Origin of the sequence: Caldalkalibacillus uzonensis, assembly GCF_030814135.1 — a bacterium.
Classification (GTDB): Bacteria; Bacillota; Bacilli; order Caldalkalibacillales; family Caldalkalibacillaceae; genus Caldalkalibacillus; species Caldalkalibacillus uzonensis.
Window position 1 is genome coordinate 19,764 of the sequence record NZ_JAUSUQ010000009.1, and the last position, 13,295, is coordinate 33,058.

The window sequence follows — 13,295 nt, forward strand, 5'->3', positions numbered from 1 at the left end:
CATCCCCCCTCTTGGTTGTTGCTTATCATCACTTGGTCAAGCGGTTACGGCACAGCCAGCCACTGGCCGCCATCAAAGAAATACAAATATTTTTCGGTCACGTGCTCCTGCCAGATCTCTTCCACAGCACGGGTATACAACTCAAGCTGGACTTGGTACCGCTCCAACAGCACCGGCTTGGCCTCCTCAAATCCTCCTGGGAAGCGTCCGCTAATCGCATCGGTTTTGTAATCCAAGAGAACCAGTCCCTGTTCATCACGGAACAAACAGTCAATCACCCCTTGGATGAGCACCACTTCTTCTTCATCCGTATCCCGGGGCCCCTCCCAGTCCCGGTAAGCCTGGTGGGCGGGCAAACCATAGCTGAAAGGGACTTCCCGGCGCACAAAGGGGGCGGACAACAGCCGCTGGCCGACTTCACTTTCAAAAAAGCGGACTATAGCGGGAATGTCAATCGCCTCTGCCTGTTCCTCGGTTAATAGCTCCTGTTCCACCATGCGTACCACTAAATCTTGCACACACTCCTCCGTCACAGGAGCTGACAGGGGCACATGTTGCATGACCAGATGCATGGCCGTTCCTTTCTCCGCTGCTGACAGTTTCTGTTCCTGCACAAAGCGGGGCCGCTCGGCGAGAGAGGAACGGAAGGTGCGGATATATTGGGTATCGGTGTAAGCATCAGGTGCCATCCACTCCCGCTTGATTTCCGTCACCGACTGTTTGGAGCGATGGGTCGAGGCCGCCTGGTGAGGGTACCGCCAGGTGAGCTGCTGCTTTACCTTCTCCTGGAAAGGACTGCTGCTTGGGACCGGCAGGCCCTGCTCCAAGGCCTGCCAATAGGCTTCTTCCCTGATCTCCCGCTCCTGATCTACCTCGTTAAAATGGGCACGTTCCACAAAGGTCACTTTCCATCTGGAGGGGTCCTGAGCCACCTCTGTTGATCTGGGAGGTTGTCCGGAGTGATGCCAATCCTTTGCTTCCCGGTGCCGGATGACGGCCGGTCCGATCCAGTCCAGGTAACATGTGGCCCGGGCCCGGTCATGATCTGGCAGCAGCCACTCCCTGTGCGCTAAGGCAGTCTGCCAGCGCTCCAGGGCCTTTTCACCGTCCCTTACAGTTCCGATCAAATACAGTTTCTCTTTCGCCCGTGTTAAGGCCACATAGAGGACACGCATTTCTTCGGCGATCGCTTCCAGATGCAACCGCTGTTTCAAGGCCAACTGGGGCAAGGTGGGATAAGTGATCCGCTGCTCGGGATCAATAAACCGGGAGCCGAAGCCTAATTCCTTGTGCAACAGGACGTTCCCCCGCAAGTCCTGCATATTGAATGCTTTGCCCAGACCGGCTACAAACACCACCGGAAATTCAAGTCCTTTACTTTTGTGGATGGTCATCAGGCGCACCACATCTTCCTGTTCACCCAAGGCGCGGGCCGTACCCAGATCGTCTCCCCGGTCCTGAATCCGTTCAATAAAACGCAGAAAACGGAACAACCCCCGAAACGAAGTGCTTTCATAGATTCGGGCCCGGTCATACAACGCCCTTAAATTGGCCTGCCGCTGTTTGCCGCCGGGCATGCCCCCTACAAAGTCGTAGTATCCTGTTTCTCTGTACAGCTGCCAGATTAACTCGGACAGGGCACCTTGCCTGGCCCGGATACGCCACTTTTGCAACTGGTCATAGAACTGCTTCACTTTCTTGCCCAATGGTTCAGCGGCAAGTGTCCGGCAGGCTGTTTTCAGTGCGGTAAAGTAACTGCCCTGTTTAACTTGTAAGCGGATCTTGGCCAGTTCATTTTCTGAAAGCCCGACAATGGGAGAACGGAGTACGGCTGCCAAGGGGATATCTTGGTCAGGGTTATCGATCACTTTGAGCAAGGAGAGCATGGTGGAGACTTCCACTGCTTCAAAATAACCGCTGGACAGCTCGGCATAGACCGGAATGCCTTGCTGTTTCAACTCTTCCATGATGGTGGGCGCCCAAGGCATGGAGCGCATCAGAATGACGATATCACGGTAGGTGATGTTGCGCAAAACGCCTGTCTCCTTATCCAACACCTGGTGGAGCTTCCCAATTAAATCCTTAATTTTGCGTGCTATGAGCCGGGCTTCCAGCTGGGCACTCTCCAGTTCCTCTTCCGCTTCTCTCTCCCGATTCCCTTCTTCCTCCTCATCCGCCCCTGTGGCAGGATGCACGTTAACAGGTTCTCCCCGGTTAATGACCAATAATTCAGCGGCCGTGTCCTCATAGTCCGGATAGGCGGCCCCCAGCTTCAGCTCTGCCTGATGGTCGTAGGCTATCTCACCGATGCTTTCATCCATGATTTGGCGGAAAATATAATTGGTCGCATCCAGTACCTCTCTCCGGCTGCGAAAATTGCGCGCCAGGTCAATGCACAGACCAGGCCCCTCCCCTGTGCGGGTAAAGCATTGATATTTGTGTAAAAACAAGCCAGGCTCCGCCAGCCGGAAACGGTAAATACTCTGCTTCACATCGCCCACCATAAACAAATTGTTTTCTCTACTCACCAGTTGCAAAATGGTTTCTTGTACCAGATTGGTATCCTGGTATTCATCCACCAGCACTTCAACAAACTGCTGCTGAAAATCCAGCGCTACCTCCGAGGGGGATACTTGACCGGATGGAAGCCCGCTGGGCTGGCCCCCTTTGTCGCTTAAAATGTGCAAAGCAAGATGCTCCAGGTCATTAAAATCGACCAGCCCACGGGCTTTTTTCACTTCCCAGTAACGCTCTCCGAAAGCGCGGACAAGACGCACCAGTGTGCGCACCAGGGGAGCCATCTCCCGCACATCATGCACCAGCGCTTGGGGTGGGCGGCTGAACAGCTCTTGCAGCTTCTCAACCTGCTTTTTCACCTCATCCCTTGCTGCTTTCACCTTGTCCTGGATACTTTTATCCACATCTTTCCCCCGCACCGGTTTCAGCTTGCCGAAGCTGAACTGTACAAAAGCGCTATACATCTCCTCCCAGGACTGTTTGTGCAGCAGCGCCTGAATTCTCATCAAATCATCAGCCAGTGTTTCTCCATAAGGGGCCGGGCCTCCCGGGGCGTTCGCCCAATCCAAGGCTTGTTCCAGCACAGACCGGCAGCCATTCAGCTGCAACTTCACGGCTTGCAGCAAAACACTGGTCCAAGGCAAGTCATCTATCGGTGTATCCGGATCTACCTCGTAGCTGGCAGCCATCTGTTCCAGCCAGTCGTCAGGATCAGGATGGGAACGTGAAAAATCATACACCTTGCTGATCAGAGCCGAGAGTTCTGTATCCCCCCGGTCGGACGTATAACGGTCTACCAAGGCGTAAAAGTCGGCGTTATCCTGCTTGCCGTATTCCTCTTCCAACAGTTCCTCCAACACTTCTTCCCGCAAAAGCTCCGCCTCCGTCTCATCGGCGATGCGAAACTGAGGATCGATTTCCAGCTTGTAATAATGTTTGCGCACCACATTGAGACAGAAGGAGTGCAAGGTGGAAATCATAGCCCTGTTCAACAGGGACAGCTGTCGGCGGAGATGCAGAGAGGCGGGCCGTTTGCTTAATTCTTTCTCTATTGCTTCGCCAATTCGTTTGCGCATCTCACTGGCTGCCGCATTGGTGAAGGTGACGATCAACAGCCGGTCCACATCAATGGGATCATCAGGATCGGTTATTTTTTGAATGATACGCTCCACAAGAACAGCTGTTTTACCGCTTCCCGCAGCAGCGGCCACCAGCATGTTGTTGCCGCCTCCGGCTATTGCCTGCCACTGTTCATCCGTCCACTGGCTGCCTTCTGGTTTAGCCTTTACTTTCATCCTGCTCACCACCTTCACTGCGCATTTTGTGCAGTATGTCGTCCCCTCTTTCCGCTGTCAATACCCGGTATGCATTGGTTTCCAAGGAGGGATCAAACTGGCACACTGGCCGGTACTCACACCAGGTGCAAGGGGTATTTTGCTTCAGTTTATAGGGGTGAATGGCAATCTCCCCTTCCGTTAAACGTTCACCGATCTCGGTCATCTTGCGCCGGACAAAGGTGCGTACATGCTCAAAATCTTCCTGGGAAATGACAGACGAGTTGCTGTAAAAGCCGCCATCCTTTTTCAAACCGACAGGGATCATCTGTGAATATCCGCTCTCAAGGGAGGTATCCATGAGCTGCACCGCTTCCGTATCAGCCAATAGCAAACCTTTCATCTTAAACTTCTTAAATAACTCCCTTTCAATTTCGTCCTGCGGCAGCATGCCCTTGGCTTGAATCAGAGGATTGTGCACGTGGAAATAGAGGACACCGGCCGGTAACGCCTCAGTGCCCAGCCATGTTTTGGCGTGAGTAAGGACGACGTCTAAGTAAGTGAGCATCTGCAAAGCAAGTCCGAAATAGACATCGGCCAGGTTGAGCCCTTTTTGACTAGATTTGTAGTCAATAATCCTCAATAGTACGCCCCCCGAGCCTTCAGCCCTGTCGACCCGGTCAATGCGGCCGATCACTTCCATGGTGATCCCGTTTTTCAAGGTAAAAGTGAGTGGAGGCAATGTTTCACGAGGTCCAAAGCCGATCTCCAGCCCCACAGGAGAAAAGCCGCTTCGTTTGGCATGCTCGCTTAAAATCACCGATGCCCGCCCAACCACTTTCTGCAACTTGTTTTTCATATATTGGTAACGGTTGGTACTGAACAGAATCTCCCGCTGGATCGTAGGTGCCAAGCGCTCCACCATCTCCCTGGCCAATTGTTCGCATTCTTCCCTGCTTAAGTCAGCCCAGTCCTTGCCTTGCTGCCGCAGCTCATCCGCCATCATTTTGAGGGCAGCATGAAACAGCTGGCCAATATCCGGTGCTTCCAGCCGGTATATTTGCCGCTCACCCAGTTTAAGACCATAGGCGACAAATTGACTAAACGGACAGGACTGAAATTTTTCCATGCGTGACACACTGAGCTTAAGACGCGTGCCATACAAGGAACGGCTGATCTCTTTGTCGAGCGCCTTGGCCTCATTACGGTAGAACAGACTGGCCAGTATCCGCCGGGCCTGCTCCCGCCATTCAGTATTTTCTATAAACCAGTTGTACACATCCCACCACAGAGGGTGTAGCGGATAGCCGCGTTTGGCCGCTTGCAGCTGATAGGCCAAATAGGAGAGCGCTTTGGACGGATTGGTAATAAACAAGCGCTGCTGCTCTACACCTTCCTCATTGGGTTCGCCTGTGATCAGCCGTTCTTCAATGTCTGGGAGCAAGTCTTGGATCCGCTTGATCAGCACAGATGGTAACAGCGCCTGGCCTTCTTCATCGGCCAACGGATAACTGAGATATAACCGCTCAGAGGGACTGGCTAAGGCCAGGTAAATCAAAAACTGCTCATCCAGCAATTGCTGACGGCTGCCAGGGGCCAACTCCATGCCCCGATCTAGAAGCCGGGCCCGCTCCTCTTCAGAAATGATGCCCCTTTCTTGAGGTTTAGCCGGAATGATGCCATCATTAACACCCAAGATGAAGGTGCATTTCACATCTGAATAACGGGAACGCTCCATGTTGGCCACCAGTACCTGATCCATGGCTGGAGGGACAAGGGAAAAGCGCATGCTTTCCAGACCGGTTTCCATCATTTTGCGGAACAGATCGAAAGATACCCTTTCCTCCCCGGTCATTTCCACAATTTGATCCAAGAGATCGACCACTGCCCCCCACACCTGTTCATGCTCCCGGGCCTTTTCCAGATCTCCCTGTTCCAGAACTTCATCCCGCAGGATTTCTATTTTGCGGGGGACGTCCAAATCCTCTAAAAATCGGTACAGTGCCGTACACCTCTCCCGTATTGTCACCGCCTGGTCCATCTCCTGCTGTAAACAGCGCAGGTGCTGCACAAGCTGAAGACGCAGGGCGTTCACTTCCTCTTCAATGCGTCGTTCCTCTTCCGTTGGAGGCTGCTGTCTTCCGTCCAGCGTGGCCTGCCTGCGATACCGCCACGGTTCAGCACGGTACCAGCGCTCCCCTTGAATTCCGTAGGCCAAGGCCACATTCTCCAGCCGGTCCACGGCCTCCCGCATGGTTTTACGGTCAGCATGCACTGGGAATAACAGTTCCGTCTTCAAACAGCGAAACACCGCTTCATAACGCCAGTTGCCGCAGATCACATCCAGGCTGGAGCGAATCAATTCGACCAGAGGGTGGTTAAGCATGGAGCGTTTCTGATCCAGGAAAACGGGAATCTCGTAATCTTCAAAGATAGTTTCAATCAGGGGCTGATAATCTTCTGAGTTACGAAGCAGGATGGCAAAATCCCGCCAGCGGTAGTGCTCATCCCTGACTAGACGCACGATTTCCCTGGCCACTCCTTCCACTTCAGCCCGGCGGTTGACGGCCGCCAGCAAGTGGACCTTGTCACTTCCGTGATAGGGGACAGCGGGGCGGCTGTCGTAATAGGCTTCCACATGAGCCAGTGCCGTATTGGCAAAACGGGAACCGGCTGAGAGCAACACCGGGGTTTCCACTTCGCACCCGACCTCTCTGGCTGCCTGCAGCAATTGATGGCAGGTGGTGCCTGTCAAATGGAATAAATCCAGTTCATGGGGGGGTTGTTCATACACTTGATCCAAGGTGAGGGCCACTGTCACCCGCCGGGAAGTGGACATCAGCGCCTGGAGTACCAACCGCTCCTGAGGTGTGAAGCTGTGAAAACCATCCACATAAATTTCCGTTTCCCGCAACTGGTGAGCATAGGGCACCTTTTCCGCCAAGAGACGCAAATAATCTTCTGAATCTACATACCGTCCAGCTAACTCTGTTTCCAAACGACCAAGAACGAGATACAGATCATGCAGTTTATCTGCCAGTAAAACCTCTTGAGGGACCAGTTCCCCTTTGGCCAAAAGCGCTTCACGCTGGGCCTTAAGCAATTCAGGGGTGATTGTATAACGCTTAAACTCAGTCAGCATCTCTTCCAGTTGCTGGATAAACCCGCTCGCCTCTGCCGATTTGGCAAATACTTTCAGATGCTCTTTCTCATGCTCCACAATTTTGGTCAAGAGCACATGTATCCCTGTTTGCTTCAGATGATACCGGGCCATTCCGCCTGTCTCCTGCAACACCCGCCAGGCCAGCCGGGTAAAGCTGTACACCTGAGCCCGCATCATCCCTTTTACCCCTTTGGAACGGATTAACTTATACTCCGATTGGAAGGTCATCTGTTCCGGCACAAGATAGATAACAGGTGTGCCTGATGGATCTTCGGCCAACTTTCCTCTGATTTCTTCCAGGCAAAACGTGGTTTTACCACTGCCTGCCCGGCCAAGTATCAACCGCAGAGAAATGGCTGCTCCCTCCCTCTTCGTTCTGCCTGTTTCTGTCTTTCTGTAAGTATTGCGCTTAGCAGATACTGATCATTGTTTTAAAGATACGGTGATATCTATATTTAAACATACCATGTTGACAACAATTTGTCAGGGAACATATTTTCGCTGCAAAAAATTCCCCTTGCTGAGAAAGGGAAATCAAGAAATCACGGCCACGACTTGTGCAATTTGCTCATCATCCGCTTTTTCTCATCAGTTTGAGCGTTGAATTAATTTCACCGCCCAACAGCAAGATTATGCCAGCCAGGTACAGCCACAACATAAACACCACCACACCACCGATTCCGCCATACATGGCGGTGAAGTTGGCAAAATTATTCACATAATAAGAAAAACCCAGTGAAACCAAATGCCAGCCCATGGCGGCAATCACCGCCCCATGCCACACCTCCCGCAAGCGAATAGTTGTGTTGGGAGCCAGTACATACAAATATATAAACACAACCACAATGACAAAAAAGCTGATCCACCAGCGGATCACATTCCACATCCTTAAAAATTGGTCTGATAAACCAACCAGCTCGAACAAGGCCAGTCCCAGGGCACGGCCAAAGACGGGGAGGATCAGGGCGACAAGAAAGGCAACAAACATCCCTAAAATAAGTAAAACGGCCACCACCCTGGCTCTGATAAACGAACGTTCCTCTTCCACATCATAGGCCCTGTTTAAGGCACGCATAATGGCATAACTGCCGTGTGAGGCAGACCATAAGGCAAACAGCAAGCTGAAAGAGAGCAGTTCGGGACGCTGTACATCCAGGACACGCCGGATATTCTCTTCCACCACATCTATGGACTCCAGTGGCAGATACTGACCGATCATGAACAGCACATACTCTGTTGAGAGGGGCAGGTAGGCCAGCAAGGTAATGGTAAACAACAAGAACGGAAACAAGGACAATAAGAAATAGAAGGAAAGCTGGGCAGCCAGATCAGGAATTTCATGGCGCATAAAGCGCGCAAACAGGTTTTTGATAAACAGCCACATCCCAATCGCCCCTCTCAAACGAAGCTAACATTTAACATACATCTTAACATACTTCTAATCTACTTATATCATTACCCTTTTTCCCTCTCCGCATATCCAGATAACCGGATCAGCCGGTAGGACAACCATCCTTGCTCATCCCCATATCTAAAGGAGGAGATAGGTAAAAACTTTGTCCTAACATGCAGCCAAAATCAAGGAGGATATGGATTTGTTGCTCATTTTCCACCCCTTCGGCTAAGGTTTGAATGTCCAATTTGCGGCACAAGGCAGTCACTGCTTCCACAATGACCTGTTTTTTAGCAGAACGATCCATCCCAGCGACCAAAGAGCGGTCTATCTTGACGTAATCTGGAGATAACTGATGCAAATAGGATAAAGAACTGTAACCGGTACCAAAATCATCAAGGGCAATGGAAATTCCCAGTTCTTTTAACCACCGAATATTACTCAGTGCTTGATCCATCTCACGCACCAATACCTGTTCAGTAATCTCCACCTGCAACCGGCCCGGATCAAACTGGGTGTCTTTAAGCACCTTGAGGATCAGTTCAGGCAGATTAACCAGTTCCAAGGAGGCCATGGAAAGGTTTACAGCCAGCTTCATATTTGCATCATCAGCCAGATGACATTGTTTATATAGTAGACAACTGTGGCGCAATACCCACATGTCTACATCTACCATAAGCCCCAGCTCAGCAGCCACCGGCAAAAATTGCCCCGGGCTGAGTCGGCCATAGTGGGGATGATGCCAACGAATCAAAGCCTCCACACCTTGTATACGCCTGGATTTTAAATGATATTGGGGTTGAAGGCTGATCGAAAACTGATCAGTGCGCAGCGCTTCTGCTAACTGATGCTCCAGTACAGCATCTAGGTAAATTTTGGTATACATGGATTCTTCGTACCAGACATACATCTTTTTCTCCTTCTTGGCCTGGTACATGGCCAAATCGGCTTTTTTCAACAAGCTGTCCATATCCTGGCCATGGTCAGGATACCAACTGATACCAATATTAGCGCTCAAAACATACTCCCTATTATTAATTTGGACTGGCCTGCTTAATGATTCTTCTAAGGTGTTCAGGCAATCTTCAATCTGGCTTCGCCCCTCTCCAGCTAGTACAACAAGAAACTCATCTCCCCCCATACGGGCCACCAGTTTTGCATCATGTAGAGCGGTTTGCAGCCGATGTGCTACTTCCTTCAGAACCATATCCCCTGCATTGTGGCCAATCGTATCGTTTATATTTTTAAAGCGGGCAATATCCACAAACATAATCGCCAAACCATGACCATACTCCCTTGCTTCATCGATCAGCCCCCCAAAATTTTCATTTACATAGCGCCTATTGGTTAAGGCAGTCAATTCATCATGATAAGCAAGATATTGAATTTTCTGCTCCTGTTGTTTTAGGTCTGTAATGTCAGTACGGATGGATACATATTGATAGGGCGTTCCTTGTTCATCTAAGAAAGGGACAATAGTAGAGAACACCCAATAATAAGAACCGTCTTTGGCTTTATTTTTAATTTCTCCCCGCCATACTTTTCCACTGGCAATCGTTTGCCACATCTCCTTAAAAAAAGATTTGGGGTGGTACCCTGAGTTAATAATCCGATGAGTCTGGCCAATTAATTCCTCCCGACTGTATTGAGAGATCTCGCAAAAAGCTTCATTCACATAGGTGATTTTTCCTTGGCGGTCCGTTATAGCAACAATAGTGGATGCATCCAGTGCCCGTTGAATTGCTTGCAGTTCCCGTACGGCATCCTTCAATTGGGCTTGAAGCATTTCATTCTTATTTTCATCAACTTTCTGTCCATCTTGCTTTTGAGGACGAGTCATGTCTTTCACGCTCCTTGCAAGACAATTTATCCTCTGCAGGAAAAATACAAACTGCGAATCACAATCACAAGTGTCCAAGGCATACGCATGTGGATTGTATTATAGGTTATTTGAATACAACTGTGATATCAGTCACTTGCAACGTGATTAAATGTGTCGGTATGGTAAAGGAATGGATTGCAAAACAAGGGCTGAGGTGACATGAAATACTGTTGACGATGGAAAATGATATCTCTATAATAGAGTCTAGCTGAATACTGGTACCTTTAAAAGCAGTCCTGTGAGGCTGACAAGGTAGTCGTGATGTAGAAACCATAAGGAAAACCTCGTGTTGAGGCGTGGCCTGTCCAGGCTTAACATGCCATAGGTATATTTTAGCGCATCTTTAGTGATCTGGTTTCTTGATATGAAGCTTCTTGTCAGCACTTTGCTGATAAGAAGCTTTTTTTCATGGTACCAGGTTCGGTCTATCAATGTCCTACATGAACAAAATCACGTGAAGGAGTGGTACCATGATCAAAAAAGCAGTACACGACCATGACTTTGCTCTTCAGGCAGTCCCTCAAGCTAATCGCAGGGGATTCTGGCAGATGTTCGTCGTCATGATGGGCTTTACCTTCTTCTCGGCCAGCATGTGGTCTGGCGGAACATTGGGGACCGGATTAACGTTCAACCAATTTATTCTGGTTGTCTTGGCAGGCAATCTGGTCCTGGGTCTTTATACAGGGCTGTTAAGCTATATTGCTTCCCAAACGGGATTGTCTACACATTTACTTGCCCGCTATGCCTTTGGTGAAAAAGGATCCTATCTTGTATCTTTTATGCTTGGCGCCACTCAAGTGGGCTGGTTCGGAGTGGGCGTCGCCATGTTTGCCTTGCCTGTTCAAAAAGTGACTGGCATCAACGAATACCTGCTGATTGCCATCGCCGGTCTGTTGATGACCATCACCGCTTATTTTGGGTTTAAAGCATTGACTATCCTGAGCTTTATTGCTGTTCCATCCATCGCCATATTAGGCAGTTTTTCCGTTTTAAAAGCCACTGAAAGCAGCGGGGGACTTTCAGGACTGATGCAATATCAGCCGGTGGAAACACTGGCGCTGGCTACAGCCTTAACGATTTGTATCGGCTCCTTTATCAGCGGGGGAACGCTGACACCCGATTTTGCCCGCTTTGCCCGAAGCAAACGCATCGCTGTCAGCACGACTGTTATGGCCTTCTTTATCGGTAACTCGCTCATGTTTATCTTCGGTGCCATCGGTGCGATGTCCTTGGGTGAAGCGGATGTATCAGAAGTGATGTTCTTGCAAGGGTTAATCATCCCGGCTATTATCATTCTGGGGCTCAATATCTGGACGACCAATGACAATGCCCTGTACGCCTCGGGCTTGGGCTTTTCCAATATCACCAAGCTTCCAAAGCACAAGCTGGTTCTGTTTAACGGCGTTATTGGGACTATTCTGGCCCTGTGGCTGTACAACAACTTTGTCGGCTGGCTCACTTTTCTGGGCTCTACCCTGCCGCCTGTCGGTGCCATTATTTTAGCCGATTACTTCATTCTGAAGCGTAAACAATATGCGTTACTTGAACAGGCAAGCTTGAGACCGCTCCATTGGACGGCCATTCTGGCTTGGGGAATTGGGATTGTTGCTGCCCATACCTTACCCGGCATTCCGCCGCTTAATGCCATCGTGGCTTCAGCCTTAAGCTATTTGATCTTATCCATTGTGATGAATAAAGTTGATCTGCCACTACCAAATAAGGCAAAGAAGGTGAGTTAAATGTTTATTAAAAACGCAAAGCTAAAAGGGAAACAAGGCCTGTGGGATATCCTGATTGAGGAGGGGAGAATCGCCAAAATTGAGCAGGGGCTTCAAGTGAAAAACAAAAAATTACTGGATGCGGAAGGGAGCCTAGTCCTTCCTCCTTTTGTTGAACCCCATATTCACCTGGATACGACCTTGACCGCAGGGGAACCCGAGTGGAATCAAAGTGGCACGTTGTTTGAAGGGATCCAACGCTGGGCGGAACGGAAAGCTTTTTTAACCCATGAGGATGTGAAAACAAGAGCCAAAACAGCTTTAAAATGGCAAATCGCTCAAGGCATTCAATTCGTGAGGACACATGTGGATGTGACAGATCCTAACTTGACTGCTCTGAAAGCGATGCTGGAAGTGAAGGAAGAAATGGCACCTTGGGTGGATCTGCAAATTGTAGCTTTTCCCCAGGAAGGGATTCTCTCTTATCCCAATGGGGCTGAATTGTTGGAAGAAGCATTGCGGATGGGGGCAGATGTGGTTGGCGGCATTCCCCACTATGAATTTACCCGTGAGTATGGGGTTGAATCCCTAAAAGTCGTGTTTGAATTGGCGGAAAAATATGATAAGATGATTGATATTCACTGTGATGAAATAGACGATGAACAATCCCGCTTTATAGAAGTAGTTGCCGCTCTAGCCTACCAGCGCGGGATGGGAGAAAAGGTGACGGCCAGTCATACCACGGCCATGCACTCCTATAACGACGCTTATGCTTACAAGCTGTTTCGCTTGTTGAAGCTGGCCAATATGAACTTTGTGGCCAATCCTCTGGTAAACATCCACTTGCAGGGCCGCTTCGATAACTATCCCAAACGGCGGGGACTGACCCGGGTCAAAGAACTGCTGGAAGCAGGCCTTAATGTCTGCTTTGGACATGATGATATTGTGGATCCATGGTATCCTTTAGGTACGGGCAATATGTTGCAAGTTTTGCATATGGGTATCCACGTCTGTCAGTTAATGGGCTATGAGCAAATGAGAGACTCACTGGCCTTGATTACCACTAATAGTGCCAAAACACTTGGTATAGAGCACTATGGTGTTGAAGAAGGAAAACCAGGCAATTTCATCATTTTGGATGCACATGATGAGTATGATGCCATTCGCCGGCAAGCGGTGATTCGCTATTCCGTTCGCGAAGGACGCGTGATTGCTTCTACCACACCGCCCCGTGCCACACTGCCGGGGTTTGATGAGGAGACAATCACATTTCATAAATAATTACACATAAATAAAGGAGGCTTCATTGGCCTCCTCTTCATTTAAACTCGCTTTTTCAATATTTTTA

General features: G+C 49.8%; 6 protein-coding genes. 2 read left to right on the forward strand and 4 right to left on the reverse strand.

Features of this window, described 5'->3' with window-relative positions; all coding sequences use genetic code 11:
• Positions 1-44: 44 nt before the first annotated feature.
• The 4 genes from addA to J2S00_RS12165 form a co-directional block, all read right to left on the reverse strand.
• A complete protein-coding gene (addA, locus tag J2S00_RS12150; protein WP_307340052.1) occupies positions 45-3,812 on the reverse strand; it encodes a helicase-exonuclease AddAB subunit AddA in 3,768 nt (1,255 codons plus the stop codon).
• Positions 3,796-7,296 carry a helicase-exonuclease AddAB subunit AddB gene (gene addB / locus J2S00_RS12155; protein WP_307340054.1) on the reverse strand — a complete coding sequence of 1,167 codons (3,501 nt, stop codon included), beginning with the start codon at positions 7,294-7,296 and terminating at the stop codon, positions 3,796-3,798. The genes addA and addB overlap by 17 nt, the downstream gene beginning before the upstream one ends.
• A 229-nt stretch (positions 7,297-7,525) precedes the next feature.
• Complete coding sequence (locus tag J2S00_RS12160) at positions 7,526-8,338, reverse strand: YihY/virulence factor BrkB family protein (RefSeq protein ID WP_307340055.1); 813 nt, start codon at positions 8,336-8,338, stop codon at positions 7,526-7,528.
• Positions 8,339-8,447: 109 nt separating this feature from the next.
• Positions 8,448-10,187: a putative bifunctional diguanylate cyclase/phosphodiesterase gene (locus J2S00_RS12165; protein ID WP_307340058.1), complete on the reverse strand. Its 1,740-nt coding sequence runs from the start codon at positions 10,185-10,187 to the stop codon at positions 8,448-8,450.
• A gap of 512 nt (positions 10,188-10,699) precedes the next feature.
• On the opposite strand from J2S00_RS12165, the gene codB reads away from it, so the two are divergent.
• Entirely contained in the window at positions 10,700-11,968 is a 1,269-nt protein-coding gene (gene codB / locus J2S00_RS12170) for a cytosine permease (RefSeq protein ID WP_307340061.1), read from the forward strand.
• Entirely contained in the window at positions 11,969-13,228 is a 1,260-nt protein-coding gene (locus tag J2S00_RS12175) for a cytosine deaminase (RefSeq protein WP_307340064.1), read from the forward strand.
• Positions 13,229-13,295 lie beyond the last annotated feature (67 nt).

What these genes read in the sequence shown, in the direction of transcription:
- addA (WP_307340052.1), bottom strand. Translation starts at nt 3,812, where the DNA reads ATGAAAGTAAAGGCTAAACCAGAAGGCAGCCAGTGGACGGATGAACAG.
- codB (WP_307340061.1), top strand. Translation starts at nt 10,700, where the DNA reads ATGATCAAAAAAGCAGTACACGACCATGACTTTGCTCTTCAGGCAGTC.
- J2S00_RS12165 (WP_307340058.1), bottom strand. Translation starts at nt 10,187, where the DNA reads ATGACTCGTCCTCAAAAGCAAGATGGACAGAAAGTTGATGAAAATAAG.
- J2S00_RS12160 (WP_307340055.1), bottom strand. Translation starts at nt 8,338, where the DNA reads ATGTGGCTGTTTATCAAAAACCTGTTTGCGCGCTTTATGCGCCATGAA.
- J2S00_RS12175 (WP_307340064.1), top strand. Translation starts at nt 11,969, where the DNA reads ATGTTTATTAAAAACGCAAAGCTAAAAGGGAAACAAGGCCTGTGGGAT.